The following is a 25927-nucleotide window of genomic DNA, read 5'->3' as shown; positions in this document are numbered from 1 at the left end:
AAGTGGGTCGCACGTACGAAACAAGAAACTCACACGACGCACCGACGCAACGCCGATTTAACCGCGATTAGGGCAAGAGTGGGCCGGGCATTTCGTTGTGGTGTCGCTGGCGAGACGTGACCGGCCGAAGGCCGGTCACGTCTCGCGCTGGGAATCTGCCTGAAGGAACCGCCGCGGGGAGCGTGCTGTGACTGCTCATCAGATCGTCCCGTTCACCGATCCAGCGCTACGGACCGTAGCCCAACACGTCACCACCTTCGACAAGGAGCTGCGTGAGCTGGTCAAGTCGCTCACGCTGACCCTCCGCGCGGGCGCCGGACGGGCCGGGCTGGCCGCGCCGCAGCTCGGCGTCCCCCTCCGGGTGTTCGCCTTCTCCCTCGACGGCCGGGCGGGCCACATCGTGAACCCGCGGCTGGAGGCCTCCGAGCGGAAGGTCGTCGCCGACGAGGCCTGCCTGTCGGCCCCGGGGATCTGGTGGCCCCTGGAACGATCCTTCTCGGTCACCGCCCGGGGCCGTGACATGTTCGGCAAGCCGGTGACCGTCCGGGCCGTCGGCCTGCTGGCCCGGGTGCTGCAGCACGAGGCCGACCACCTCGACGGGATGTTGTTCAGCGACCGGCTGGCACCCGAAGAGCGGGAGAAGTTCCTGGCACAGGTGTGATGCCCGGTTTGGGCGCGGCGTTCCCGAGGTATTCATCCTACCTGTCACGCTGTGTAACCAAAGTGAGACCCGGACGGCCGACGGCCGGCTGTGGCTCGTGTTCTGAATCTGCCTCGAAAAGACCGTCTCCTCCCGCCTCTCGGAGGAGCGCGCATGCCCCTGGACCGCCGCCACGTCCTCTCGCTCGGTTTCTCTGTGGGCATCGCGGGCGCCGCGGTCCCCCTGCTGGGCGCCGCGAGAGCGGAGGCCGCGCGGGGGCCGATCCGGCCCCGCATCCACCAACGGCTCGAATGGGGGGCCCGGGAGCCCCAGGAGACGGCGACGATCCTGCGCCGGGCCCCCGCGTACATCGTGATCCACCACACCGCGACGTCCAACACGATGGACGACAGCCTGGAGCACGCCTACCGCCTCTCGCGGGCGATCCAGAAGCACCACATGCGCCGCAACCGGTGGGACGACATCGGCGAGCAGTTCACCATCAGCCGGGGCGGCCACATCATGGAGGGCCGCAACCGCACCCTCCTGGCCGTCTCCCGCGGCATGCACGCCGTGGGCGCCCACACCGCCGACCACAACCGGACCACGCTCGGCATCGAGAACGAGGGCACCTACGCCCGGACCAGCCCGCCGCTGCCCCTGCTCGGCTCGCTGGTCAAGCTGACGGCGTGGTTGTGCGCGATCTACGACCTCGACCCGTACGAGTCGATCGTCGGCCACCGCGACCTGAACAACACCCGCTGCCCTGGCGACTACCTCTACGACCTGCTGCCCGAGCTGCGCGAGCGGGTCTGGCACCGGATGGTCGGCCGCCGGTTCGACCCGTTGATCTGGGAGCTGGAGCAGGCGACGCTGCCGCGCCGGGGCGTGATGTTCGCCGAACGGCCCGACCGCGTATTCGATCATGGCCCCGCGATCGGATTCTCGGAGACCCTGACCGAAATCGGTCGTCACGGTTGACCGAAGTGATCAATCTTGCTCAGATGTATACATCGTTCTAATACACCTGGAATGTGGACGTATATGCACCTAACGTCCAACGAGGGAACTTCCCGGTGATGTGAGGTGGGGGCCGAATGAAGATCTTCTTTACGTCCTGGCGTGTTTCGGCGGGATCTCCACCCGGCATGAGATCAGGACATGTAGCGTCTTAGCGCTCCTTGTTTCGGCCGCGTTCCGGTCCGGACACATCCGGACGGACGCGGTTCCCAAGGCGAGCCCATCCCTGGTACGTTTCACGTCCTCGCAGCTCGCGATGGCAATCGTGCCCCCTTTGCAACGACGCAGCACGCACCTTGCCCCGGAGGATCCCCGCACCATGAATCCCGAGAGCAGCATTTCTCGTCCTATATCCCATTTAGGGTCATTTACCACAATCACCCCTTTAATGGCGATCGCACCTCGGGTGAGCGTCGTGGTCCCGGCGATGAACGAGGCCGAGAACCTGCCCCACGTCTTCGCGACGCTGCCCCGGTGGGTGCACGAGGTCGTGCTGGTCGACGGCGACTCGACCGACGACACGGTCGCGGTGGCGCGGCGGCTGCGTCCCGGGCTGCGCGTGGTGACCCAGCCGGGCCGGGGCAAGGGCGACGCGCTGGCCGCCGGGTTCGCCGCCTGCACCGGCGAGATCATCGTGATGATCGACGCCGACGGCTCGACCGACGGCCGGGAGATCGTCCGCTTCGTCGCCGCGCTGGTCGCCGGGGCCGACTACGCCAAGGGCTCCCGCTTCACCCACGGCGGCGGCAGCGACGACATCACCCTCGGCCGCCGCCTGGGCAACCTGCTGCTGTCGGGCCTGGTCAACCTCATCTACGGCACCCGCTACACCGACCTCTGCTATGGCTACAACGCGTTCTGGGCCAGCGGCCTCGACGTCCTGTCGCCCGACTGCGCCGGTTTCGAGGTCGAGACACTGATGAACATCCGCGCCGCCAAGGCCGGCCTGAAGGTCCACGAAGTGCCCAGCCACGAGCGCGGCCGCATCCACGGCACCAGCAACCTGCGCACGTTCCGCGACGGCTGGCGGGTGCTGAAGACGATCCTGCGCGAACGCGACACCCGGCTCCCCGCGCCCGCACGCGTGAACACGGACGCCGCGGTCCCCGCCGACCAGGGCGCCGCCTGACCACGGAAGCCCACGACCGGTGATCGCAAAGCGTCGACCGACCCGCCGCTCTGAGGAACCGGTGCCGTGAGACACCAACCGACCCGCCACTCCAAAAGGTCGGCGCCGCACAGCATCGACCGACCCACCGCTCCGAAAGCCGGGTGCCGTGAGAGGCAGACCGACCCGCCGCTTTGAGAAAGGTCCGGTGCCGACAGGTGCCGGGCCGCCCGCCCCGACCCGTGACGACTGAGAACCGGTGACCGAGACGCTTCGCCGGCGGTTGCCCGCCGACCTTCAGGATCCGCTGCTGCGCAACGCCTACGCGCTGGTCGTCAACGCCGGCATCGGGGCGGCGCTCGGCGTCGGCTACTGGGTGATCGCGGCCCGGCTGTTCCCCGCCGCCGACGTGGGCGAGGGCCAGGCGCTGATCAACGCGATGCGGATGCTGGCGGCGCTCACCTCGTTCGGGTTCGTGGGGGCGCTGACCCGGTTCGTACCGGAGACCGGGCGGGCGACCGGGCGGTTCGTCGGCGCGGTCTACCTGCTGGGCGGCGGCCTCGGGCTGGTCGCCACGGCGGTCTTCGTCGTGGCGACCAAGGAGGAGCCGGGCTTCCGCATCCTGTGGGGCTGGGTGCCCGCCGGGGTGTTCGCGCTGGTCGTGATCGTGTGGTCGGTCTACACGCTGCAAGAGGTGGTGCTGTCGGCGCTGCGGCGCTCGACGTGGGTGCCCGTGGTCAACGTCGCCGTCGGGTTCGTGAAGGTCACCGCGGTGGCGGCCTGCGCGTTCCTGGTCGCGGCCCGGGGCGACGTGGTCTCGTGGCAGGTGTTCCTGGCCTGGATCGTGCCGTGCGCGCTGGCCGTTCTCCCCGTCAACTATCTGCTCTTCGTACGGGTCATCCCCCGCCACGTCGCCGAGACGGCGCACCGGACTCCCCCGTCGCCGAAGAGGATCGCCCGGTTCGCCGGAGGCGACTACTTCGGCTCGGTGTTCACGCTGGCCGCGATCTACCTGATCCCGGTCGTGGTGGCCACCCAGGTCGACCACCGGACCTACGCCTACTACGGCATCGCGGTCACCGTCGGCGGCCTGCTGGAGATCTTCGCGTTCACGATGGCGACCAGCCTGACGGTCGAGGGCTCCTTCGACCCCGCCGCGCTGGGCCGCAACACCCGCCGGGCGCTGCACCGCAGCCTGACCGTGCTTATCCCGTTGATCGTCGTGGTGGTGCCGGCGGCGCCGCTGGTCCTGTCGGTCTTCGGCGCCGAGTTCGCCGACAACGGCACCACCCTGCTGCGGCTGATCGCCCTGGCCACGCTGGCGCGGGCGTTCGTCGAGCTCTACCTCGGCGCGCTGCGGGCCCTGGGGCGGGGCCGCGCGCTGCTCTCCATCCAGGCCGTGCGGTGCGCGCTGGCGCTGGGGCTGACGTGGCTGCTGCTGCCGCGCCACGGCATCGAGGGCGTCGGCATCGCGCTGGTCGTCACGCAGAGTGTCATGGCGGCGGCGGTGGCCCCCGCGCTGTTCCGGCTCTGCCGGCCGAAAGGTGCAGAAACAGATGCCGTGCCCTCGACCGCAACCCCACCGTCGCGGCACACCTCCGACGACTCGGAAACGGTGGACACCATCAAACCCGTAGCCCTGCCTTTCGGCGGCATCCGCCGGCTGACCACGTCGAGAATCACCGACCCGATAGTCGACGGGCCCGACGGAGAAGATGCCCCCGAAGACGACGCTCCGTTACGTACCGAAGGCGACGGAGAAGACAACGCCGTCGAGAATTCCGCGAAAGACGACGATGACAACGGTGGAATTCCGGCCGGAGAAGAAGCGGATCCGGAAATCGAAAAGGCCGGAGAATCCAACGGATCGGAAACGCCCGAACCTCCGGCCGATGACGACCAACCCGGCGATGCCGCGAATCCGCCCGTCGCCGAGGAGAATGCCGACCGGGACGATGCCGATTCCAGGCGGGAAACCGATGAGTCGGCGAATTCGGGCCTGATCCGGGTCGTCGCCCCCGGATGGGACGTCGCGCCCGCCGGTGAGCTCGTCACGGTGCCCGAGCGGGTGACCCCGCCGAGGAGAAGCGGCCGGCTGGCGGGCGCGGCGCTGCTCATGAGGCAGCCGCGTGAGTGGCTGGGCGCCGTCATCACGGTCCAGGCCCTGGCCATGTACGTCCTGGCGATGAAGGCCCGCCCCACCGGACTGGTCGGCGTGGACCTCTACGCGATGACCGGCCTCGGCCTGGTGTCGGTCATGCCGCCGGTCGCCCTGCTGGCCGTCGCCCTGCTGATCCTCAGCTTCTTCGACACGCTCACCCAGCAGCGCAACCGGCCGGTCCTGCTGCTGTTCCAGATCCTGGCCGTCATGTTCGCCCTGCACGGCGCGGCGGTCCTGGTCGAGCCGCTCCCCCGCTTCCCGGTCGCCTGGACGATCGGCGGGTTCGTCGACTACATCGCCCGGACCGGCGAGACCCTGACGGCCCTGGACGCCCGCTTCAACTGGCCGGGCTTCTCGGTCTTCTCGGCGTTCATGATCAGGGCGGCGGGGGTCGAGGACGCGGCGGCGCTGCTCAACTGGTGGCCGCTGATCTCGAACGTCGCCTACCTGATCCCCCTGGTCGTCATCGTCCGGCGGCTCCAGGCCGACCGCCGGGCCAAGTGGCTGGCCCTGATGGTCTTCGTGGTGTCGCAGTGGGTGGGGCAGGACTACTTCTCGCCGCAGGGCATGACGTACCTGCTCTATCTGCTCTTCGTCGCGATCCTGGTGACCTGGTTCCTGCGCGTCGACCCGGCCTCGTCGTTCTGGAGACGCCGCTGGACGCTCATCCCGGGCGAACGCGCCCCCAGGAGGACCACGGTCGCCGACCGGGTCATCATCCTGGTCCTGATCGTGATGATCTTCGTGGCGACCGCGACGTCCCACCAGATCACCCCGTTCATGATGTGCGGGGTGCTGCTCGGCTTCGTGGTGTTCCGGCGGACCCGGCTCAGCTTCATGATGGTCGTGCTGTTCGGCGCGATCGTCGCGGCCTACGTCAACTACATGGCCGTCGCCTACTGGTCGGGCCACCTCGACGCGATGGTCGGCTCGGTCGGCCAGGTCGGCGGCAACCTCACCTCCCAGACCACGGGCCGGATCAGCTCGACCAACCCCGAACGCCTGGTCGTGCTCTACACACGGCTGGCCATCACCGGGGTGATCCTGGGCCTGGCCGGGCTGGGCCTGCTGCGGCGGCTGAAGAAGGGCATCGGCGACCGGGTCGTCTTCGTGATGATGGTCGTGCCGGTGTTGTCGCTGGCCATGCTCAGCTACGGCGGCGAGCTGGGCCTGCGCGTCTACCTGTTCACTCTTCCGGCCACCAGCATCCTCGTGGCCTACCTCTTCTACCCGGCCCTGCCCAGCAGGGTGCCGGCCAAGCGCCGCTTCCCGGTGCTGGCCACACTGCGTCCGGTCGTGGCCTGCGGTCTGGTGCTGGGGCTCGCGGGCGCGTTCCTGCTGGCCCGGTTCGGCAACGAGAAGTACGAATGGACCTCCCCGCAGGAACGCGCCGCCATCGACTACATCTACGAGCAGGATCTGGAGACCACCCGCATCCTCTACCTGGTGCCGGAGGGCGACGGCGGCTCGTCGATCTCGTGGAGCCTCACCGGGGTCGAGCGGGTGCGGCAGATCCGCGCGACGGCGGGCCGCGACCCGTACAAGGTCGACAACGTGGTCGAGCAGCTCCGCGACGCGGGGCCCGGCTCGTTCATCCTGGCCACCCGCAGCCAGGAGGCGTCGCTGGAGATCGACGCCAACTACCCGGCCGACTGGGGCCCGAAGATCCGGGTGTCGCTGGCCCAGCACCCCGACCTGAAGACCCTGGTCTGGAACGACGACGCGGCCGTCTACGCCCTGAAGGAGCAGCCGACGGGCCGGATCGCGCCCCAGCTGCGCGGCACCCCGTTCCGCATCGGCGAGACCCCGTGGACGCCCTACGGCCTGGTGGCCCTGGGGATCTTCGTCCTGATCGTGCTGACCCGGGAGGTCATCCGGATCCGGCAGCGCCCCGGCACCTGGTACTGGAGCCGCAGGCTGGCCTGGTTGTCGATCCCGTTCCTGCTGCTCGCGGGCTGGGTCGTGCTGGAGAGGTTCCTGCTGCTGAGCGTCTGAACCGCCTCTTACTTGCGTGATGCAATGGACCTAGGATGGGGACATGCTGCCGCGTACGTACGAAGGACAGGTCTGTTCGATCGCCCGCTCGCTGGAGGTGGTCGGCGAGCGCTGGACGTTGCTCATCGTGCGCGACGCGCTGCGCGGCACCCGCCGGTTCGAGGACTTCCGGGCGAACCTCGGCATCGCCCACAACATCCTGTCCGACCGGCTCGGCAAGCTCTGCGAGGCGGGCGTCCTGGAGCGATCGCTCTACCAGACCCGGCCCGACCGGTACGAATACCAGGTGACGGCGGCCGGGCTGGACCTGTGGCCGGTCATCATGTCGTTGCTGCTGTGGGGCGACCACCACCGGGCGACCGAGGGCCCGCCGCTGCTGGTCCGGCACCGGGGCTGCGGCGGGTCGCTGCGGCCCGGGCTGACCTGTGACCGGTGCGGCCGGCCGCTCGGGCCGCACGACTGCGACATGGAGCCCGGGCCGGGGGCTCAGCCCGCGGCGGCCAGGGTGAATCCGGCGAGCCCGGCGTAGTAGGCGAACTTGAACGGATCGAAGAACTGATTCCGTTCGACGAGCGCGAGCAGGAGCCGATGACGCAGCTCGGCGAGCGCCGGGGCCTGAGGGTGGCGGAGCAGCCCGTGCTCGACGATCCGCAGCCCGAGAGCGGGCTCACCGCGGTTCAGCAGTTCCGCCGCGGCCGCCGCGAAGGGCTCGGCTCCTCCGCCGCCCAGCAGGTCGAGCGCGGCGGCCCATTCTCCGGCGGAGAAGTGCTCCACGCCCGTTCCGTCGGGCTGCCAGTAACCCGACGCCTGGTGGTGCACACGCTGGAGGAAGCCGTCGCGGATGACCAGATACGGCGTGATCGCGGCGGGGTGGTCGCGCAGCGTCTCGGGCAGGTGGTCGAGGTCGAGCAGCTCGACCAGCGGACGTCCGGCGGCGACTCCCGCGAGCACGACGGCGTGCAGCTCGCGCAGGGCGGCCAGCAGGCCGGGGAGGGCCTCGACCGTGAAGTTCTCGGTCAGCGCGGTGTGCCCGTGGACCAGTGAGCGCGGGCGCAGCTCCTGGACGGTCACGAGGGCCTCGAACAGACCCTCGGCCGACCCTTCGGGGAAGAACGGCGCGCCGAGGTAGGGCATGCACATGTCCCCGGTGAACACCACGCCCCGGTCGGGCAGGTGGACGAGCAGCCCGTCGGCGCTCTCCCCGCCGCGGATCGGGACGAGGCCGAACTCGACCCCGCCGACGGTGAGCGTCTCCGGCCGGCTGACGAGCCGGTCGGGCACGACATGCTTGCGGTGTTCCTGGCCGTCCGGGAGTAGATAGGGGAAGGGCGGCGGGCTCGCGGCCTGGAGCGCGAGCTCGGCGGCGAACGCCTCCTGGGCGATGACCTGCCCCCCTTCGCCCAGCAGGGCGTCGAGGCCGCCGATGTGGTCGAAGTGGGCGTGGGTGAGGATCACGTGGGTGATCGGCCGGTCGGTGACGGCGCGCAGGTCGCGCAGGGCGGCCTTCACGTGGCCCGGGTCGCTGCCGGCGTCGATCGCAACGACGCCCTCGCCCGTGACGACGAACCCGAAGTCGGCGAAGTCGTATCCCTGCGCGACGTGCACGCCGGGCGCCGTCTCCACCAGGCGCGGAGGGCCGAAGCGCAGGCCGTGGCCGGGGTCGGCGAGGTAGTCGGCGACCAGGGCCAGATCGTGGTCGTGGCCGACCCGCCCGCGCGCCTCCCGGGCGTCGTGCGGGCGGCCCGCGCACGCGTAGCCGCGCGCCAGCGCCCACTGGACGGCGTGCATGAACCCGGGCGGGAACTGGTCGCGTACCGCGAGGACGAACTCGAGGTCGGCGATCACGGTGTCGGCGCGGCCGGCGCAGCCGGGCAGGGCCGCCAGCGTGGTGCCCCGGAAGTAGTGCGGCAGGCCGAGTTCGCGTTCGGCCGCGGCGTCGAGGGCGGCGAGCGCCTCCCCGTCCGGTCCGCCGAGGTGGACGCCGAAGACGCCGGTCAGGCTCTGGATCAGCGCCGAGCCGGGCCGCTCGGCGGCGAGCGCGCGGAAGTGCTCCAGCCCCTCGCGGTACCGCCGCGCCGCCAGAAGCTGGACGGCCAGCAGGACGAGCAGGCGGTCGGGAACACCCGGCCAGGTGGTGGCGCGCAGCAGTGCCCGGCTCTGTTTCACAACGTCTCCCTAGTCGATAGCGTGATGAAAGTAACTGTAGACGTTGCTACTTGCATCACACAATCGACGGGGAGATCTAGGTGCCGCTGCCCCGGGCCTGCACCCTGCCGATGACCCACTCGCCGGAGACCAACCGGGAGGTGACGGCCAGGGCCGCGTAGGTGCGCGGCTCCAGCGGCGAGGCGGCGAAGGCCCGGCGGGCCCACTTCAGCGAGCGCCCCCAGTCGCGGGCCATCGAGCTCTCGAAGGCCACCTGGCCCGCCAGGCGGGCGTATCCCCGCCGGTCGCGCCGGAACTCGGGGTAGTGGTCGAGCAGCCACTCGTGGGAGTCGGCGATCATCGACCAGCGGCCGTAGAAGTGGGAGCCCTCATGGGGCGGGACCTCGACGAGGATCTCCGGCACATAGGGGATGGGCGCGTGCCGGGCACACCGCAGCAGCAGCTCGTAGTCCTCGGCGAAGCCGCGCGGGATCTCCTCGGAGAAGATGCCGACCGGGCCCAGCAGCAGGGGGCGGCGCATCAGGAACGACGACGTGGTGGCCGCCGGGATGCGGGAGCGCAGCAGGTCGTCGAAGGTGATGTGGGCGGACGGCCAGAGGCGTTCCTGCGTCGAGACCATGCCGCACGACACCAGCGCGGCGTCCGGGTTCCGGTGCAGGGCCTCGACCTGGAGGCGGAGTTTCGACGGGCGCCAGGTGTTGTCGTCGTCGCAGAAGGCCACCAGGTCGTCGGAGGCCGCCAGGATGCCGCTGTTGCGGCTGCCGGCCACGTTGGGCACCCGTTCGTTGGTCGTCCAGGTCACGCGGCGGTGCGGGTCGTCCGACAGGACCTCCTTGTCGGGCTCGCACCGGTCGAACACGACGACGGCGGTGACGTCGCCCTCGTAGTCCTGCGCCCGGATGGACGCCAGCGCCTCGCGCAGCATCTCGGGGCGGTTGCCGGTCGTGCAGACGACCACGCTGACCGGCGGGCGGTCGGTGTTCTTCATCGGCTGATCCACCGCACCTCGTAGGACTTGAGCGTCAGCCGTTTCCCGTCGACCGTGGCCGTGGTCTCCTCGCCCCGGGTGTTGACGACGACCATCTTCTTCGCCGAGGCCAGCAGCCGGATCGACGGGTGGGCCGACGGCACGCTCACCAGACGGGTGCCGGCGGGGAACCACTTCGCGAAGTCCTGGAGCATCGTCAGGGCGGACAGCGCCTTGCCGGCCCCGGGCTGGTCGAGGTTGGTCCACAGGCAGCCGTCGCACTCGGGCCCCTCGCCCTGCGGCGACCAGTAGAGGGCGGCGGCGGTGCCGCTCCTGGCGAACTCGATCATCGCGGCGGCCTGGACGGCCAGGCGGCGGCCCGTCGTCCAGTCGGACTCGGCGGGCTCGAAGTACCACTCGGCCCACCAGACCGGCAGGTTGCTCTGCTTGCGCAGCCACGCGTTGACGGCCGAGAACTTCGCCAGGGCGGAGAACTCGTCGGGATACATGCCCTTGGACGACTCGGAGGTGCCGTCGACGACCAGGAAGTCGGCGCCGTGCTTGTTCTTCAGCCAGAACCGGATGGCGTCGAGGCCGCGCTGGTCCTGGCTGCCCCACGGGCCGGAGACCTCCGACTTCCAGCCCGGCCGGTCGGTGACGTTGATGTAGGGGCCGCCGACCTGGATCTTCGGGTTGACCTTCTTCAGGGCGTCGTACACGAGGTTGTACATCTCGGTGTAGCCCTCGTAGTCCCACCGCTTCAGGCCCTCGTTGAAGAAGCCCTTGAACTCGTTCCAGACGATGAAGTGGCGGACGTGGGGGTAGCGCCTGGCCGCGACGGCGGCCAGGTTCGCGAAGTCCCGGTAGTGCTCGCGCAGCGGCGACTGGGTGAAGTTGTTCTCCCAGTCGGTCTCGCCGGGCTCGCCGCCGACCATCCAGTCGGGGGCGCAGCAGAGGGTGATGACCGGCAGGCCGCCCGACCGTTTGATGGCGGCCATCCGGCTGTCCATGGACTTCCAGTCGTACCTGCCGGGCGACGGCTCGGGGTTGAGGGTTCCGAAGCCCATGATGTGCTGGTTCTGGATGATCCGGCCGCGCGCGAGGCTCCTCTCGGCGACGGCCGTCACGTCGGGCGGGCCGGAGTCGACGCTGAACCGGGTGTGGGAGAAGCCCCACACGGGGAACCCGGCGGGCGCGCCGCCGCCGACCACGATCGGCTTGGCGGCGGCCGGGCCGGCCACCGCCTCGGGCGGCGGGTTCCCCTGGTCGCCCAACGGCTGCCACGGCACGGCCGGGGGCCCGGACATCGCCAGGACGAGGGCGCCGGCCGCGCCGGCGACCGTGACGGTCGCGAAGAGCATGACGAGCCTGGTGCGGAGGGAACGGCGCGCGTGACGCCAGTGCCGCCGATTCTCTCGTGCCACCCGGCCACGATATCGGGCGAAAGAATGAATCGCCGGTTACCCCGGAATCTAGAAGCCGAATCGCAACTCGGTCAGGCCGTTCTCGAAGTTGGAGCGAAGTTGGCGTCCTTCGCCGATGGCGTGGATGTCGGGAAGGCGCCGGAACAGTTCCCGGAACGCCACAGTGAGTTCTTTCCGGACGAGATTCGCACCGAGGCAGAAGTGGATACCGGGCGCCCCGAACCCGACATGTGGATTCGGGTCACGGGTGATGTCGAACGTGTCGGGATCGGCGAACACGGAGTCGTCGCGATTGGCCGAGAGAAAGTACAGGACGACCTTGTCGCCCGGTTTGAGCACCTGCCCGCCGACCTCGTGCTCGACCTTGATCGTGCGGCCGGTGCGCATGCCGGGCGTGACGTAGCGGACGATCTCCTCGATGCAGGTGCCGATGTGCGCGTCGAAGTCGTTCACGAGCAGTTCGCGCTGGTCGGGGTGGGTGGTGAGGAGCCGCAGGCCGTGGGCCATCGCGTTGCTTGCGGTGTTGATGCCGGCGGTCACGAGGAGGGTGAAGAACGCGCCGAGCTCCATGCTGGTGAGCTTCTCGCCGTCGATGTTGGCGGTGACGAGCTGCGAGATGACGTCTTCGCGGGGGTTCTTCCGGCGCTCCCTGCCCAGCTCGATGACCATCCGCCGCAGGCCGACCAGGCCCATCGTGTTCTTGGCGGCCAGGCGCAGGGAGGAGGCGAACCCGGGCCGCACGCCGGTGTAGTCGGCCCAGGTGTGCACCCGCTCGATGACCAGGCCGCGGTGTTCTTCCGGCACCCCCACGATGTCGCAGATGACGCCCGCCGCGATCGGGTTGGCGACCTGGGTGATGAAGTCACCGCCCGGACCTGCGGCGACGACGCGGTCGATGATGCGGTTGACGTTGGCGGTGACGTCCTGCTCGCTCTTGTCGAGCATGCGCGGGGTGAACGCGCGGGCGATGATGCGGCGCAGGCGGCCGTGCTGGGGGTCGTCGAGGTTCACCATCGAGTTCCCGAAGATGTACTTGGCCCAGAACGGCGGCGGCGGGATCGACACCGACGGGTAGCTGCTGAACACGCCGGGGTTGCGCAGCGCCTCGGTGATCTCCTTGTGCCGGACCAGCGCGTAGAACCCCTGGCCCGACCGCAGTCCCGGGACGCGCGGCTCGCCGAAGTACATCGGCCGCTCGATCTGCCGCAGCCGTTCGAAGGCCGCCAGTCTTTCCGGATGGGGCCTGCCCCAGAACGAGAGGCTGCCCAGGTCGATGTCCTGCACGACGGTCATAAGGGGCAGCACCTCGGGTCGGGGGACGAGACGTTATTCGCGTGATTAGTATGGCGCGGTCATCACCCCCTAGGTCACCGGAATTCATCGCATATGAAGATCGATGTCGTACGTCCCCGCGATCTCGGCGAGCCGGAATTGTCGGCGTGGAGACAGATGCGCCGGGCCTCCCCCCACCTGGCCAGCCCGTGGCTGGCGCCCGAGTTCGCGCAGGCGGTCAGCCACGTCCGCGAGTCCGCCAGAGTGGCCGTGATCTGCGACGACACCGGCCTGGCGGGGTTCCTGCCGTTCGAGCCGTGCGGCCCCGGGGCGGCCCGGCCGCTGGCCGCGTGGGTCACGCTGGCGCAGGGGCTGGTGCACCGGCCGGGATTCGAGGTGACCGGTCCGGACCTGCTGAAAGGCTGCGGGCTGGAGGTGTTCGAGTTCGAATATCTGGTGGGCGGGCAACCGTGGTTCACTTCCGACGAGAATCGGACGGCGATGCTGCTCGATCTCGAATCCGGATATGACGGATATATCAAGTTCTTTCGTGAGACTTCGCCGAAGTCGTACAAGACAATCGTCTACAAGGAGCGCAAGATCCAGCGGGACATCGGCCCGCTGACCTACGAATACGCCTCCGGCGATCATTTCGGCGCGCTGCTGCGCTGGAAGTCCGACCAGTATCGCCGCATCGGCCGCGCCGACCGCACGGCGAAACCCTGGGTGGCCGCGTTGATCGAAAGGCTGCGCGACGTTCAGACCCCCGAATTCAGCGCGCCGCTCTCGGTTCTGAAGATCGGCGACCGCCCGGTCGCCGCGCATTTCGGGCTGGTCAGCGAAGGCGTCATGGCGGGCTGGTTCCCCGCCTACGATCCGGAACTCGGGTCGTATTCACCCGGTCTCATCCATCATTTACGCCTGGTCGAGGCCGCCGCCGCCCGCGGACTGCGGCACATCGACACCGGCACCGCCGGAGAATACAAACAGACCATCTGCAACGGCACCCTCCCCCTGTCCGAAGGGGTGGCACGGCGGCCCGGCGCGGCCGCGGCCCTCCACTGGGCGCGTACCGCGCCCGCCCGGCGGATCAAGAAGACGATCGTCGGCAACCCCCGGCTCCACGCGCTCGCCGACCGGGCGCTGCGGATGCGGGGCCGGGGGTGAGGATCGACGTCGTGCGGCCGGCGGAGCTCTCCGCGGCCCAGCTCGCCGACTGGCGGGCGCTGGAGCGCCTGGACCGCCGCCCGAACCCGTTCCTGGCCCCGGAGTACGCCCAGGCGGTCGGCGCGGTCCGCGACGACGCCCACGTGGCCGTGGTCGACGGCGGCCGGGCCTTCTTCCCGTTCGAGCGGCGCGGCGCGGTCGGCCTCCCGATCGGCTCGGTGCTCTCCGATCTCCAGGGCATGGCGGCCGAACCCGGTCTGGAGGTCGCGCCCAGGGAGCTGCTGCGCGCCTGCGACCTCAAGGTGTGGGCCTTCGACCATCTCGACCCGGCCCAGTTCGTCCACCACCACAAGGCCCGGCACCCCTCCCCGGTCATCGACCTGACCGGCGGCTACGACGTCTACGCCAAGGGCCTGGCCGAGCGGTCGAACAAGATCTACAAGTCGACCCTGAAGAAGGAGCGGCGGCTGGCCCGTGAGGTCGGCGAGGTCCGGTTCGAGCTCGACTCGCCCGACCGCGCGGCCCTGCGCACCCTCCAGCGGTGGAAGTCGGCGCAGTACCGCCGCACCGGCCGCCCCGACCGCTTCGCCGAGCCGTGGGTGGTCGCCGTCACCGAGCGCCTCCACGACGTCCGCACCCCCGTGTTCACCGGCACCCTCGGCCTGCTCTACGCGGGCGACACGCTGGTCGCGGGCAACTTCGGGGTGCGCACCGAGACGACGATCATCGCCTGGTTCCCCGTCTACGACCCGGCCTTCGCCTTCTACTCCCCCGGCCTGATCCACCGCCTGCGCCTGTGCCGGGCGGTCGCCGAGGCGGGGGTGACCCTGATGGACCTCGGCCGGGGCGAGAAGGGCTACAAGGACAGCCTCAAGACCGGCGACCTGATGGTCGCCGAGGGCCGCCTGGCCCGCCCCTCGGTCGCGGCGGCCCGCCACTGGCTGGTCCACGAGCCGAGGCGCCGCGCCGTGAACCTGGTGCTCTCCACCCCGGTCCTGTACGGCGCCGCCGACCGCGCCGCCCGATGGGTCGCGGCCCGGCGCGGCACTACTCCTGCGTCTGCGGATTGAGCCCCGGCAGCCTCTTCGCCCCGGCGACCGACGGCTCGGTCAGCTCCAGCACGTCGAGCCCCCGGGTGATGTCGCTGGAGTAGATGTAGCCGTTGTAGAAGTAGGCCGACCACGACCCGCCGAGCGTGCCGGCCGCCAGCGGCGCCCGGTCGAACGCGGCCACCTCCCGGGCCTTCGCCGGGTCGGTGAAGTCCCAGACCGAGACGCCGCCCTGGTACCAGGCCTGCACCATCAGGTTCCGGCCCTCGATCGGGATGACGTTGCCGTTGTGGGCGACGCAGTTCTCGGCCTCGCTCTGCACTCTGGGGATCTTGAACAGGCCGAGCGGCCTCATCCGGCGGTCGCCGGTGATCTCGTAGATCGCGGTGCCCCCCTTGTTCCCCGGCACCTCGGCGGTGCACATCGGGGCCGTGCCGCCGCCCAGTTCGTCGCTGAAGACGACCTTCGTGCCGTCGGGAGTGAACGCCGCGGAGTGCCAGATCGAGAAGTTCCTCCGGTCGGTGACCCGCTGGAGCACCTTCGGGTCGGCCCGGTCGGTGATGTCGAGCAGCAGGCCGTCGCCATAGCAGGCGGCCACCGCCAGGTTCTTCGCCGGGAGCACGCTGACGTCGTGGCAGCCGCCGAACCGGCCCGGGTCGCGGTCGGTGAACAACACGGGCGTGGCCACGAGCTTGGCGGCGGCCGGGTCGGCGGCCGGCACCTCGATGACCGAGACGAGCTCGTGGGGCGCGGGACAGCGGGCCGTGTCGGGGGCAGGCCCCGCGGCCGAGGCGTAGACGTGGTGGACGTCGTCGCCCGGGATGATCGTGTTGGTGTGTGACCCGCAGGGGGTGCGGACCGCGGTGACGTAGCGGGGCCGGGCGACGTCGGTGATGTCGAAGATCCGCACGCCCTCGAACTGCGTCTCCGCCGACGGGTCGCCGGGGCCGCTGGAGCAGTCGGGACCGGCACGGGGCACGTCGACCGACAGGAACAGCAGGTTGTTGTAGACCGAGACGTCGTTCTGGTCGGCGGGGCAGAGCACCCGCGTCACCACGGTCGGTCTGGTCGGGTCGCCGATGTCGTAGACGGTGAAGCCGCCGTAGTTGCCGGCGAAGGCGTATCGCCCCTGGAAGGCCAGGTCGGTCGCGAACGACTCGGGGGTGTCGAACGGCGGGCCGGGCGGCACGTTGGCGACGTGCCGCAGGCCGGCCGTGACGGTGAACTCAGGGGTGGGGGCGCTCGTGGGCGTCGCGGCGGGCGGTGGCGCGGTCGTGCATCCCGCTGTCAGGACAAGACCTAGCAATAACCGCTTCAACCGCGATCCTCACTTTCCGAGGGTGATCCCGAGCAGTGCGTCGGCGACGTCACGGACCAGTTCCGGCGCCCGCGCGTCGTCGCCCTCGGCGGCCGCCCAGGCGTCGATCTCGGCCAGCGCGCCGGGGGCGTCGAGGTCGTCGGCGATCCGGTCGCGCACCCTCTCCAGCAGCTCGGCGCCCGAGGGACCGCGCTCCCGTGCGACGGCCGCGCGCCAGCGGCCCAGGCGGGCGGTCGCCTCGGCCAGTTCGGCGTCGGTCCACTCCCAGTCGGTGCGGTAGTGGTGGGCGAGCAGGGCCAGCCGGATCGCCATCGGGTCGGTGTGCTGCCGCAACTTCGAGACGAACACCAGGTTGCCGCGCGACTTCGACATCTTCTCGCCGTCGAGGCCGACCATGCCGGAGTGGACGTAGGCCTTGGCGAACGGCCACTCGCCGGTCGCCACGTGGCCCTCGCAGGCGCCCATCTCGTGGTGGGGGAAGATCAGGTCGGTGCCGCCGCCGGCGACGTCGAAGCCGGGGCCGAGGTTGGCCAGGGCGATCGCGGTGCACTCGATGTGCCAGCCGGGGCGTCCCGGGCCGAAGGCCGAGGGCCAGGAGGGCTCACCGGGGCGCTCGGCCCGCCAGAGCAGCCAGTCGAGGGGGTCGCGCTTGCCCGGCCGCCCGGGGTCGCCGCCGCGCTCGCCGAACAGGGCCAGCATGGTCTCCTCGTCGTAGCCGGAGACCGCGCCGAACTTGGGGGCGGCGGTGCGGGCGAAGTAGACGTCGCCGTCGATCGTGTACGTCGCCTCGCCCAGCCGCTCGATGAGGGCGGCGACCTGGTCGACGACCTCGGTGACGCCGACGTACTCGGCCGGGGGCAGGATGCGCAGGGCGGCCATGTCGGTGCGGAACAGCTCGATCTGGTCTTCGGCCAGCTCGCGCCAGTCCTGCCCGTCGCGCTGGGCGCGCTCCAGCAGCGGGTCGTCGACGTCGGTCGCGTTTTGGGTGTAGTGGACCTCGTGGCCGGCGTCGCGCCAGGCGCGGTTCACCAGGTCGAAGGCCAGATAGGTGTTGGCGTGGCCGAGGTGGGTCGCGTCGTAGGGGGTGATGCCGCAGACGTACATGCGGGCCACCGGGCCGGGCTCCGTGGTCCGGATCTCGCGGGCGGCGGTGTCGTAGAGGCGGAGCGGGTGACCTTGGCCCGGCAGGCGGGGGACGTTCGACGAAGACCACGATTGCATGGTGTGAGCCTATCCGCGCGCCTCGCGGGGGATGTCCACCGGATGCCAGGTGAGGGGGTCGTCGGGCGCGGGCAGGAAGTCGTAGCGCACGCCCGACTCGGCCAGGGCCACGAGGCTGACCGACAACGACATGAACAGGCGGCCGTCGGTCAGCTCGTGGCGGACCAGCAGGGCGGCCGGGTCTTCGTAGGGCAGCCCGTCGCCGGAGGCGAGGGTGAGCCACTCGCCCCAGAAGCGATCGGGGGTTCCCCCGCCCGGCCGGCCGGGCCGGGGCGCCGTGGCGAAGGCGGGCTGGAAGCGGGCCACGCGGGGGTTCTCGCGGGGGTCGGCCAGGCCCGCGTTGACCACGACGTAGGTGCCGGGGCGCAACTTCTCCTCCGACAGCCGGTCGCCGGTCCAGGTCCACAGGCGGACGCCGTCGAGGCCGCACAGCAGCAGGTGGAAGGGGTCGTAGCGGGTCAGCTCGACCAGGGGCATCTCGCCGCCGGAGGCGGCCAGCAGCGGCAGCTCGCCCCGGGAGGCGCGGTTGGGGGACGAGGTGAGCAGGCCGTGGCCGTTCAGCAGGGCGGCGACGCGACGGGCGGCGGGGTGGAGGGCCAGCCAGGTGCCGCCCGCCAGGAGGTCACGGCCGCCGACGACGCCCTGATGACCGGGCCAGTAGGCGGAGGGGGACATCCAGGGGCGGTTGACGAACTCGTCGCGGACCCCGGCCAGCAGGATCGGCGACTCCGCATCGGGGTCGAAGCTCACGATGACCGTACACAATGCCCGTTCCCTCCACTATCGGTAGAGACTCATGCAGAGTGCCGGAAATAAAGTGCTACGTCCAGCTCAGTGAGGCTCCGGGAAAGCAGTTATATCGGGGGCCAGGGGATCGCGGGCCAGTCGCCCGATGGGTAGGGGTGAATTCCGGTGTCCAGCAGTCTGCGTACCCGGTTCCAGGTCGCCTCCACCTCGGCGGCGGTCAGCAGTTCGCGCAATCTTCGCCCGAGTCGTCCTCTTTCGAGTTCCTGATCGAGATGGACCAGGACGGCGACCGCCTCACGGGAGAGCGGCCGGCCCTTCCACTGCCACAGGACGGTGCGGAGCTTGGTGTCGACGGAGAAGCAGACTCCGTGGTCGACGCCGTAGACGTGGCCGTCGGGCAGCGGCAGGAGATGGCCGCCCTTACGGTCGGCGTTGTTGATCACCGCGTCGAGCACGGCCATGCGGCGCAGCGCGGGCTGGCGGCTGCGCATGACGGCCATCAGGTCGGCGTCGGGGTCGGCGTCGATCCAGAGCTGGACCATGCCGGGGCCGAACGGGCCGTCGCGGTAGACGGTGGGCGGCACCAGCCGCCAGCCGGTGGCCACGGCCACCTCGTAGGCGGCGACCTCGCGGGCGGCGAGGGTGCCGTCGGGGAAGTCCCAGAGCGGGCGTTCGCCCTCCACGGGCTTGTACACGCAGGCCGCGACCTGGTCGCCCGCGCTGATCGTGCAGTAGAGGGTCATGTTGCTGGCTTCGATCAGACGGCCGGCGATCTCCAGCCGCCCGCCGCGCAGCAGGCGCATGGCCGCCGCGTCGTCGAGCCTCGTTCCCTCTTCCGCGTTCTCAGCGGTCATGCGGTGAGTCCCCCGGGGTGGTGTCCGTTGAGCCTGACGCAGATGTGACCCTCGGGATCGAGGGGCTGCCCGCACAGCGGGCACGGGGGCCGCCCGGCGGCCACGATGTCGAGGGCCCGGCGGCTGAAGGCCCGCGCGGCGGCGGCGCTGATGCGCACCCGCAGGACGGCGGGCTCGGGCCGGTCGGGATCGCCGAAGATCGGGTCCTCCTCCTCTTCGGCGGTGGCCTCCTGCGCCTCGATGATCACCTGGGAGGTGTCGGGGTCCCAGGCCAGGGCCATGGTGCCGACCCGGAAGTCCTCTTCGATGGGGGTGTCGAGGGGACCCTCGTCGGAGACCTCGCCGGGAGCCACGGCCGGGACGGGGGCGCGGCCGCCGCTGCGGCGCAGCACCTCGTCGAGCAACTCGTCGAGGCGGTCGGCGAGCACGGCGACCTGGAACTTCTCGAGCGAGACCGTGGTGAGGCGCCCCTGCGCCCTCGCCTGTAGGAAGAAGGTTCGCGCGCCCGGTTGCCCAACGGCACCGGCCACGAACCTCTCAGGCGGATCGTAATCGAAGACCGGCATAGCCCCGACCTTACGTGGTCCCGGCTCCGCCGCCGACGGCGGCGTCGCTCCCGGCGATGTTTTCTCCTCCATCTTTGTGCTCCGGAGGCGGCTCCGGAAGCCCGAAATTTCGGGTGTCGTTAAGTCTGCGAAGAAAGGGGCGTATGGGGGTGTATTCGAGGACTGTGACCGATCCCGGATCGACGTTGATGCGCTGGAACTGGTCGAGGTGCAGACCGAGCGCGTCGGCCACGATCGCCTTGATCACGTCGCCGTGTGAGCAGACCAGGTAGGTCGCCCGCTCCCCCAGCCGGGCGTTCCAGTCGCGGACGGCCGCCACCGCACGGGCCGACACGGCGGCCAGCGACTCGCCGCCCGGGAAGACGGCGGCGCTCGGGTGGGCCTGCACGACCCGCCACTCGGGCTCCTTGGCGAGGTCGCCGAGCTTCTTCCCGGTCCAGTCGCCGTAGTCGCACTCGGCGAATCGGTCGTCGATCTGGAGGTTTTCGGCGTTGAAAGGTTCGACGGTCTCGCGGCAGCGCTCCAGCGGGCTGGAGACGACCGCGTCGAGCCGGACGTCCTTGAGGCGCTCGGCGGCGTCGGCGGCCTGCCGGCGGCCCCGGTCGTCGAGGTGCACGCCCGGCGTGCGCCCGGCCAGGACCGGCCCGGTCAGCGGGGTCAGGCCGTGGCGCAGCAGCAGGAGGGTCGTCATGCCGTGATCACGCCCAGTCCGAGAAGGGTCAGCAGCAGGGTGCCGGCGAACACCCGGTAGATCACGAAGATGTTGACCGAGTTCTTGGCCACCCACTTCAGCAGCCAGGCGATCGAGGCGTAGCCGACGACGAAGGACACGATCGTGGCCACGGCCGTGCCGACCAGGGGCGGGCCGCCGCCGTCGCCGACGTGGCGCATCTCGTAGACGCCCGACAGGACCACCGCCGGGATCGACAGCAGGAAGGAGTAGCGGGCCGCCGCCTCGCGGGTGTAGCCGAGGAACATCGCCCCGGTCATCGTGGAGCCCGAGCGGGAGGCGCCGGGGATCAGCGGGAGCATCTGCCACGCGCCGATGATGAGGCCGTCTTTCAGCCCCAGGTCGGACAGCTGCTTGGCCTTCCTGCCGAACTGCTCGGCGCCGAGCAGGATCAGGCCGAACACGATCAGCATGGCCGAGTTGAGCCACAGGTTGCGGGCCGGCCCCTCGATCGCGTCGGAGAACAGCAGGCCGGCGACCGAGATCGGGATCGTGCCGAGGATGATGTACCACCCCATGCGCGCGTCGAGGTGGGCGCGCAGCTCCTTGTCGGTCAGGCTGCGCAACCAGACCGCGGTGATCCGCAGGATGTCGCGCCAGAAGAAGATCAGCACCGCCAGCATGGTGCCGAGCTGGATGACGGCGGTGAACGCGGCTCCGGGGTCTTCCCAGCCCGCCAGCTTGGGCACGATGAGCAGGTGCGCCGAGCTGGAGATCGGCAGGAACTCGGTCAGCCCCTGCACGATGCCGAGGACGACCGCCTCAAAGACGTTCACGGTCGGCCAGCTTAGAGCCTCGGACACGATACTCTGACTCGCAATGGATCAGCGATATGTCGGGCGCAGCGGCCTGTCCGTCTCACGCATCGGGCTCGGCACCATGACCTGGGCGCGCGACACGTCGGCCGAAGAGGCCTCCGCCCAGCTCACGACGTTCGCCGAAGAGGGCGGCACGCTGGTCGACACCGCCGACGTCTACGCGGGCGGCGACGCCGAGCGGCTGATCGGCCGGCTGCTCAAAGAGGCGGTCCCCAGAGAAGACCTGGTGATCGCCACCAAGGCCGTCCTCACGCCCGGCGGCAAAGACGGCTCCCGCCGCCACCTGATCCGCGCCCTCGACGCCTCGCTCGACCGCCTGGGCGTCGACGAGGTCGACTTATGGCAGCTCCACGCCTTCGATCCCGACGTGCCGCTCGAAGAGACCCTGCTGGCCGTCGACATCGCCGTCTCGACCGGGCGGGCCGCCTACGCCGGGGTGTGCAACTACGCGGGCTGGCAGGTCGCCGCCGCCGGGGTGCACCAGCGTTCGGCGGCGGGGCGGGCCCCGATCGTGGCGGCGCAGGTCGAATACTCGCTGGTGGCCCGTGAGGCCGAAGACGAGCTGTTCCCGGCCGCCGCCCATGTGGGCGCGGGCGTGCTGGCCTGGTCGCCGCTCGGCCGGGGCGTGCTGACGGGCAAGTACCGCACCGGCATCCCGGCCGACTCGCGCGCCGCGACGCCGCACTTCGCCGACTTCGTCCAGCCCTATCTCGACGAGCGGTCGCGCCGGATCGTCGAGTCGTGCGTGACCGCCGCCGAGGGCCTGGGCGCCTCGCCGCTGGCGGTGGCGCTGGCCTGGGTCCGCGACCGGCCCGGGGTCGCCTCGGCGATCGTGGGCGCGCGCACCCACGCCCAGCTCCTCGGTGTGCTGGAGTCCGAGACGCTCGTGCTCCCCTGGGAGATCCGCGAGGCCCTGGACGACGTGTCGTCGTGACACCTCGCCCAGGGCCTCCCGGGTGATCGCCGCCTGCGGGTCAGGCGCAGGCGGAGCCGTTGACGGTGAAGTCGGCCGGCGCGGGGTTCGCACCGGTGTGCTCACCGTTGAAGCCGATCCACAGGGTCCGGCCGGGTGCGATGTCCCTGTTCCAGGTCACGCCGGTGGCGGTGACCCGCTGGCCGTTCTGCTCCCAGGCCGCCGACCAGCCCCGGTCCACCCGCTGCCCGTGCGTGGGGAAGGTGAACGTGAGCTCCCAGTCCTCGATGGGCTCGTCGCCGGTGTTCGTGATCGCAACGTTCGTGGTCATGCCGGTGCCCCAGGTGCGGGTCGAGTAGTCCACCTCACATGACACGGCGGGCGTGCTGGGGGTGAAGACCACCGGCGGCGATTCGTACCCCCAGCTGCGGTCCGCGTACAGCGGGCGGACCGTGACGGAGTACTCGGTGCCCGGCGTCAGCCCGGTCAGGGTCGCGGTGGTGCCCGGGACCGTCATGAGCAGCTGCCCGCCCGAGATGACCTGGTAGGCCGTGGCGGGCGCGCTGTAGGAGGGCAGCGTCCACGACAGGCGAACGCTGGTGGGGCTCAGCGGAGCGGCGACCGGGCGGCTCGGCTGCGGCTGCACGATGTCGTTGCTGATGCGCACCCGGGTGACCGGCGACCGGGCGCTACGCACGCCGTAGCGGTCGACGGCGACCACGTAGACGGGATAGTCCTTGGTTCCCGTGGGGATCGGGAGGGGGACCCAGCCCTCGGCGGGCCCCTGGAAGACGGCCCGGATGATCCCGTTGGCTCCGTCGTCCTCGTAGACCTCGTAGCAGGCCACGCCGTGGTCGTCGGTCGACGGCGCCCAGCGCAGGTACGCGCCGTTGAAGAACCACCAGTCGACCGTCGGCGCGCCCGGCGCGGTCGGCGGGGCGTTGGCGGGCGGGTTCGTGGGGATGGGACCGGTCCGGCAGGTGAGGGGGACCGGGCCGGGGCTGCCGGTCGGCGAGGGCGCCGGCGTCGGGGCCGGCGCCGCGAGCAGAGCGGCGGTGAGGACCACTGCGGTGATCTGCATGGACCCGATCGTCGGGACCGGCCGGGTGTGCCGTCAACGCGCGGGGCGTCGGGGCCCGGCCCGCAGCAGGTGGCCGGTGAAAGGTTCAGAAACCGAACGAGAAATGGTCTCGCGTATCACACCTGGATACCGAAGGGCGACTCAGCGCGAAATTCACCCGGCGTTGGGGAGAGACTGGAGCGCGCCAACGGGAGCGGTGCGCCCACAGGGGAGGGGGCCCGCCGGTGACTGGGGAGGGGCACATGAGGATCGGGCGGCGCGCGTCCACCCTCGGCGCCGGCGTTCTCGCCGTGGCCATAGGCGCCGCTCTCCCCTTGGTCATGGCCGAGGCCGCCATGGCCGCCGACTGCGACCGGGGCGGCCTGCTGCCGGGGGTGACCGACACGCTGTGCAAGGTCGTCGACGGCGCGACCGACGTCGTCGACGACGTGACCAAGGGCGGTCTCGGCGACGTCACCGACACGGTCGACAAGGTCGTCGGCGGGGTGACCGGCAGCGACAACTCGAAGTCCTCATCCGCTCCCGGGCAGAACAAGGACTCCGGCAAGCCGGAGAAGAACCAGAAGAAGGAGTCGTCGACCGGCGTCGAGACCGGGACGACCGACGGCGGTTCCGTCGACGTCTGCTCGGTCGCCTGCGGCCACAGCCCGGTGCCCACGCTCGACGCCGAGCCGGTGCGGGTGAAGCCCACCGGACCCGCGGAGTCCACCGAGCCCGCCACGACCGGCCGGCGCGAGAACCGCAGGGAACGGCGGCCGGAGCCCCGCCCTCAGTTCGTCACCCCGGGCGAGTCGATCACGGTCTCCCCGGAGCCCGCTCCCCCGCCCGTCGCCGAGCCCGAGCCGGTCCGCGTCGACGAGGTCGCCCCGCCGCTGCTCTGGCCCGGCCAGCTCATCCCCGAGCTCATGAGCGACACCCGGAAGGCGCCGGTGCGGCCGAAGCAGGCCTACGACCCCGTCGCGACCGGGCTGACGACGCTGCTGCTGGTGTCGGCGGTGCTGGCCGCGCGGGTCGCCTGGCTCAAGCGGGCCAGGAAGGAAGAGCTCGAGGCGATGTGCCCGGAGTCGCTGCCGCTCTCCGGGCTCCAGTCGGCGTCGCGACGCCGTCAGCGCATCGCCTGAGAACCCTAGGCGCCGATGGCGTGGACGCCGCCGTCGACGTGGACGATCTCGCCCGTCGTCGCCGGGAACCAGTCGCTCAGCAGGGCGACGCACGCCTTGGCCGCCGGGACCGTGTCGGCCAGGTCCCAGCCCAGCGGGGCCTTGGCGGGCCAGGAGTCCTCGAACTCCTTGAAGCCGGGGATGCTCTTGGCCGCCATCGTGCGCAGCGGACCGGCCGCCACCAGGTTGGCCCTGATGCCGTGCTTGCCCAGGTCGCGCGCGAGGTAGCGGTTGGTCGCCTCGAGCCCGGCCTTGGCCACGCCCATCCAGTCGTAGACCGGCCACGCCTTGGACGCGTCGAAGTCGAGGCCGACGACCGAGCTGCCCTGCTTCATCAGCGGCAGGCAGGCCATCGACAACGACTTGTAGGAGAAGGTGGAGATCTGGAACGCGGTGGCGACGTCTTCCCACGAGGTGTTGAGGAAGTTGCCGCCCAGGGCGGTCTGCGGCGCGAACCCGATGGAGTGGACGACCCCGTCGAGCCCCCCGAGGTGTTCGCCGACCCGCTCGGCCAGGCTGTCGAGGTGTTCGGTGTTGCTGACGTCGAGCTCCAGCACCGGCGGCGGCTCGGGCAGCCGCTTGGCGATGCGCTCGACCAGGCTCAGGCGGCCGAACCCGGTGAGGACGATCTGGGCGCCCTCCTCCTGGGCCAGCTTGGCCACGCTGAAGGCGATCGAGGCGTCGGTCAGCACGCCGGTGACGAGGATGCGCTTGCCCTCGAGGATTCCCATGGTCAGTGCCCCATTCCCAGGCCGCCGTCGACGGGGATCACGGCCCCGGTGATGTAGGAGGCGTCTTCGCTCGCCAGGAAGCGGACGACACGCGCGACCTCGCCCACCTTGGCCTGCCGGCCGAGCGGGATCTGCTTCTGGATCGCGGCCTGCTGCTCCTCGGTGAGGACGGCGGTCATGTCGGTCTCGACGAAACCGGGGGCCACGATGTTGACGGTGATGTTCCGGGAGCCGAGCTCACGGGCCAGCGACCGGCCGAAGCCGACCAGGCCGGCCTTGGAGGCGGCGTAGTTGGCCTGCCCGGCGGAGCCGAGGAGGCCGACGACGGACGAGACGAGGATGATGCGCCCGCGCTTGAGGCGCAACATCGGCCGGACGGCGCGCTTGGCGACCCGGTAGGCCCCGGTCAGGTTGGTGTCGATGACGTCGGTGAAGGTCTCTTCCTTCATCATCGCCAGCAGGGTGTCTTTGGTGATGCCGGCGTTGGCCACGACGACCTCGACCGGGCCGTGCTCGGCCTCGGCCTTCTCGAAGGCGGCGTCGACCGACTCCTGGCTGGTGACGTCGCACGTGACGCCGAAGAGCCCGTCGGGGGCCTGGCCGGATCGATGGGTGACGGCGACGAGGTCTCCGGCCGCCGAGAGTTCCCGGGCGATCGCGAGGCCGATGCCGCGGTTGCCGCCGGTGACGAGTACAGAACGAGGCATGTACCCGACGTTACTAGTTACTCCCGGGTAGCCTCTTGTTCGCCCGAGACAAGATCGCGGCTGCGGCGTGGTGGGGTTACTCCAGATCATCTCGTACGGGGCGGACTAGGAT

The 25927-nt window shown here is 70.6% G+C and carries 23 protein-coding genes; 9 read left to right on the top strand and 14 right to left on the bottom strand.

Features of this window, described 5'->3' with window-relative positions; translation table 11 throughout:
- Window positions 1–187 precede the first annotated feature (187 nt).
- The 5 genes from def to QSK34_RS24425 all read left to right on the top strand — a co-directional run bounded on the left by def (window position 188) and on the right by QSK34_RS24425 (window position 7453).
- Window positions 188–661, top strand: coding sequence for a peptide deformylase (def, locus tag QSK34_RS24445; protein ID WP_285587023.1), 474 nt, complete (start codon window positions 188–190; stop codon window positions 659–661).
- A gap of 153 nt (window positions 662–814) precedes the next feature.
- Entirely contained in the window at window positions 815–1621 is an 807-nt protein-coding gene (locus tag QSK34_RS24440; protein WP_285587021.1) for a peptidoglycan recognition protein family protein, read from the top strand.
- Window positions 1622–2048: 427 nt separating this feature from the next.
- Window positions 2049–2789 carry a glycosyltransferase family 2 protein gene (locus QSK34_RS24435; RefSeq protein WP_285587019.1) on the top strand — a complete coding sequence of 247 codons (741 nt, stop codon included), beginning with the start codon at window positions 2049–2051 and terminating at the stop codon, window positions 2787–2789.
- A 238-nt stretch (window positions 2790–3027) separates the two neighbouring features.
- The gene (locus tag QSK34_RS24430) at window positions 3028–6924 is read left to right on the top strand and encodes a hypothetical protein (protein ID WP_285587016.1); all 3897 of its coding nucleotides are present in this window, start codon (window positions 3028–3030) and stop codon (window positions 6922–6924) included.
- Between the two features lie 43 nt (window positions 6925–6967).
- Entirely contained in the window at window positions 6968–7453 is a 486-nt protein-coding gene (locus QSK34_RS24425; RefSeq protein ID WP_285587013.1) for a winged helix-turn-helix transcriptional regulator, read from the top strand.
- Here QSK34_RS24425 and QSK34_RS24420 read toward each other — a convergent pair.
- The 4 genes from QSK34_RS24420 to QSK34_RS24405 all read right to left on the bottom strand — a co-directional run bounded on the left by QSK34_RS24420 (window position 7411) and on the right by QSK34_RS24405 (window position 12774).
- Window positions 7411–9090, bottom strand: coding sequence for an MBL fold metallo-hydrolase (locus QSK34_RS24420; protein WP_285587012.1), 1680 nt, complete (start codon window positions 9088–9090; stop codon window positions 7411–7413). The two genes, QSK34_RS24425 and QSK34_RS24420, sit on opposite strands and share 43 nt — an antisense overlap.
- 76 nt (window positions 9091–9166) lie before the next feature.
- Complete coding sequence (locus QSK34_RS24415) at window positions 9167–10078, bottom strand: glycosyltransferase family 2 protein (RefSeq protein ID WP_285587009.1); 912 nt, start codon at window positions 10076–10078, stop codon at window positions 9167–9169.
- Window positions 10075–11481 carry a GH39 family glycosyl hydrolase gene (locus QSK34_RS24410; RefSeq protein WP_285587007.1) on the bottom strand — a complete coding sequence of 469 codons (1407 nt, stop codon included), beginning with the start codon at window positions 11479–11481 and terminating at the stop codon, window positions 10075–10077. The genes QSK34_RS24415 and QSK34_RS24410 overlap by 4 nt, the downstream gene beginning before the upstream one ends.
- A gap of 48 nt (window positions 11482–11529) precedes the next feature.
- Complete coding sequence (locus tag QSK34_RS24405) at window positions 11530–12774, bottom strand: cytochrome P450 (RefSeq protein WP_285587005.1); 1245 nt, start codon at window positions 12772–12774, stop codon at window positions 11530–11532.
- Window positions 12775–13023: 249 nt separating this feature from the next.
- Here QSK34_RS24405 and QSK34_RS24400 point away from each other — a divergent pair, with 249 nt between their 5' ends.
- Both QSK34_RS24400 and QSK34_RS24395 read left to right on the top strand, forming a co-directional pair.
- Complete coding sequence (locus QSK34_RS24400) at window positions 13024–13920, top strand: GNAT family N-acetyltransferase (RefSeq protein WP_285587003.1); 897 nt, start codon at window positions 13024–13026, stop codon at window positions 13918–13920.
- Window positions 13917–14990 carry a GNAT family N-acetyltransferase gene (locus QSK34_RS24395; protein ID WP_285587001.1) on the top strand — a complete coding sequence of 358 codons (1074 nt, stop codon included), beginning with the start codon at window positions 13917–13919 and terminating at the stop codon, window positions 14988–14990. The genes QSK34_RS24400 and QSK34_RS24395 overlap by 4 nt, the downstream gene beginning before the upstream one ends.
- Here the strand turns inward: QSK34_RS24395 and QSK34_RS24390 are convergent.
- The 7 genes from QSK34_RS24390 to QSK34_RS24360 form a co-directional block, all read right to left on the bottom strand.
- Entirely contained in the window at window positions 14968–16287 is a 1320-nt protein-coding gene (locus QSK34_RS24390) for an LVIVD repeat-containing protein (protein WP_285586999.1), read from the bottom strand. The genes QSK34_RS24395 and QSK34_RS24390 overlap by 23 nt on opposite strands.
- 9 nt (window positions 16288–16296) lie before the next feature.
- The gene (mshC, locus tag QSK34_RS24385; protein ID WP_285586997.1) at window positions 16297–17508 is read right to left on the bottom strand and encodes a cysteine--1-D-myo-inosityl 2-amino-2-deoxy-alpha-D-glucopyranoside ligase; all 1212 of its coding nucleotides are present in this window, start codon (window positions 17506–17508) and stop codon (window positions 16297–16299) included.
- Between the two features lie 9 nt (window positions 17509–17517).
- The gene (locus QSK34_RS24380; protein WP_285586995.1) at window positions 17518–18273 is read right to left on the bottom strand and encodes an NRDE family protein; all 756 of its coding nucleotides are present in this window, start codon (window positions 18271–18273) and stop codon (window positions 17518–17520) included.
- An 89-nt stretch (window positions 18274–18362) separates the two neighbouring features.
- Window positions 18363–19109: an SCO1664 family protein gene (locus QSK34_RS24375; RefSeq protein ID WP_161483170.1), complete on the bottom strand. Its 747-nt coding sequence runs from the start codon at window positions 19107–19109 to the stop codon at window positions 18363–18365.
- The gene (locus QSK34_RS24370; RefSeq protein ID WP_030452328.1) at window positions 19106–19675 is read right to left on the bottom strand and encodes a DUF3090 domain-containing protein; all 570 of its coding nucleotides are present in this window, start codon (window positions 19673–19675) and stop codon (window positions 19106–19108) included. Before QSK34_RS24370 ends, QSK34_RS24375 begins: the two co-directional genes overlap by 4 nt.
- A gap of 10 nt (window positions 19676–19685) precedes the next feature.
- The gene (locus QSK34_RS24365) at window positions 19686–20366 is read right to left on the bottom strand and encodes an MSMEG_4193 family putative phosphomutase (RefSeq protein ID WP_161483169.1); all 681 of its coding nucleotides are present in this window, start codon (window positions 20364–20366) and stop codon (window positions 19686–19688) included.
- The gene (locus QSK34_RS24360; protein ID WP_285586988.1) at window positions 20363–21181 is read right to left on the bottom strand and encodes an undecaprenyl-diphosphate phosphatase; all 819 of its coding nucleotides are present in this window, start codon (window positions 21179–21181) and stop codon (window positions 20363–20365) included. Before QSK34_RS24360 ends, QSK34_RS24365 begins: the two co-directional genes overlap by 4 nt.
- Window positions 21182–21224: 43 nt before the next feature.
- Here QSK34_RS24360 and QSK34_RS24355 point away from each other — a divergent pair, with 43 nt between their 5' ends.
- A complete protein-coding gene (locus tag QSK34_RS24355) occupies window positions 21225–22157 on the top strand; it encodes an aldo/keto reductase (protein WP_285586985.1) in 933 nt (310 codons plus the stop codon).
- A gap of 40 nt (window positions 22158–22197) precedes the next feature.
- Here the strand turns inward: QSK34_RS24355 and QSK34_RS24350 are convergent, their stop codons facing one another.
- The gene (locus QSK34_RS24350) at window positions 22198–23217 is read right to left on the bottom strand and encodes a cellulose binding domain-containing protein (RefSeq protein WP_285586983.1); all 1020 of its coding nucleotides are present in this window, start codon (window positions 23215–23217) and stop codon (window positions 22198–22200) included.
- 242 nt (window positions 23218–23459) lie between these two features.
- Here QSK34_RS24350 and QSK34_RS24345 point away from each other — a divergent pair, with 242 nt between their 5' ends.
- Entirely contained in the window at window positions 23460–24338 is an 879-nt protein-coding gene (locus tag QSK34_RS24345) for a hypothetical protein (RefSeq protein WP_285586981.1), read from the top strand.
- A 5-nt stretch (window positions 24339–24343) separates the two neighbouring features.
- On the opposite strand, the gene fabI is transcribed toward QSK34_RS24345, so the two are convergent.
- Together fabI and fabG are read right to left on the bottom strand one after the other, a co-directional pair.
- A complete protein-coding gene (gene fabI / locus QSK34_RS24340; RefSeq protein WP_062340315.1) occupies window positions 24344–25108 on the bottom strand; it encodes an enoyl-ACP reductase FabI in 765 nt (254 codons plus the stop codon).
- A 2-nt stretch (window positions 25109–25110) separates the two neighbouring features.
- The gene (gene fabG / locus QSK34_RS24335; protein WP_161483165.1) at window positions 25111–25815 is read right to left on the bottom strand and encodes a beta-ketoacyl-ACP reductase; all 705 of its coding nucleotides are present in this window, start codon (window positions 25813–25815) and stop codon (window positions 25111–25113) included.
- Window positions 25816–25927: the final 112 nt, after the last annotated feature.

The sequence above is a fragment of the Herbidospora sp. NBRC 101105 genome, assembly GCF_030269205.1.
Lineage (GTDB): Bacteria > Actinomycetota > Actinomycetes > Streptosporangiales > Streptosporangiaceae > Herbidospora > Herbidospora solisilvae.
Note: the sequence above shows the minus strand (reverse complement) of the source record. Positions and strands in the feature narration are given on the sequence as shown.

Excerpts from the sequence above, each read along its gene's own strand:
- QSK34_RS24345 (WP_285586981.1), top strand. The coding sequence starts at position 23,460 with ATGAGGATCGGGCGGCGCGCGTCCACCCTCGGCGCCGGCGTTCTCGCC.
- QSK34_RS24375 (WP_161483170.1), bottom strand. The coding sequence starts at position 19,109 with ATGACCGCTGAGAACGCGGAAGAGGGAACGAGGCTCGACGACGCGGCG.
- QSK34_RS24350 (WP_285586983.1), bottom strand. The coding sequence starts at position 23,217 with ATGCAGATCACCGCAGTGGTCCTCACCGCCGCTCTGCTCGCGGCGCCG.
- mshC (WP_285586997.1), bottom strand. The coding sequence starts at position 17,508 with ATGCAATCGTGGTCTTCGTCGAACGTCCCCCGCCTGCCGGGCCAAGGT.
- QSK34_RS24425 (WP_285587013.1), top strand. The coding sequence starts at position 6,968 with ATGCTGCCGCGTACGTACGAAGGACAGGTCTGTTCGATCGCCCGCTCG.
- QSK34_RS24355 (WP_285586985.1), top strand. The coding sequence starts at position 21,225 with ATGGATCAGCGATATGTCGGGCGCAGCGGCCTGTCCGTCTCACGCATC.
- QSK34_RS24370 (WP_030452328.1), bottom strand. The coding sequence starts at position 19,675 with ATGCCGGTCTTCGATTACGATCCGCCTGAGAGGTTCGTGGCCGGTGCC.
- QSK34_RS24440 (WP_285587021.1), top strand. The coding sequence starts at position 815 with ATGCCCCTGGACCGCCGCCACGTCCTCTCGCTCGGTTTCTCTGTGGGC.
- QSK34_RS24405 (WP_285587005.1), bottom strand. The coding sequence starts at position 12,774 with ATGACCGTCGTGCAGGACATCGACCTGGGCAGCCTCTCGTTCTGGGGC.
- QSK34_RS24415 (WP_285587009.1), bottom strand. The coding sequence starts at position 10,078 with ATGAAGAACACCGACCGCCCGCCGGTCAGCGTGGTCGTCTGCACGACC.
- QSK34_RS24435 (WP_285587019.1), top strand. The coding sequence starts at position 2,049 with ATGGCGATCGCACCTCGGGTGAGCGTCGTGGTCCCGGCGATGAACGAG.
- QSK34_RS24365 (WP_161483169.1), bottom strand. The coding sequence starts at position 20,366 with ATGACGACCCTCCTGCTGCTGCGCCACGGCCTGACCCCGCTGACCGGG.
- fabG (WP_161483165.1), bottom strand. The coding sequence starts at position 25,815 with ATGCCTCGTTCTGTACTCGTCACCGGCGGCAACCGCGGCATCGGCCTC.
- fabI (WP_062340315.1), bottom strand. The coding sequence starts at position 25,108 with ATGGGAATCCTCGAGGGCAAGCGCATCCTCGTCACCGGCGTGCTGACC.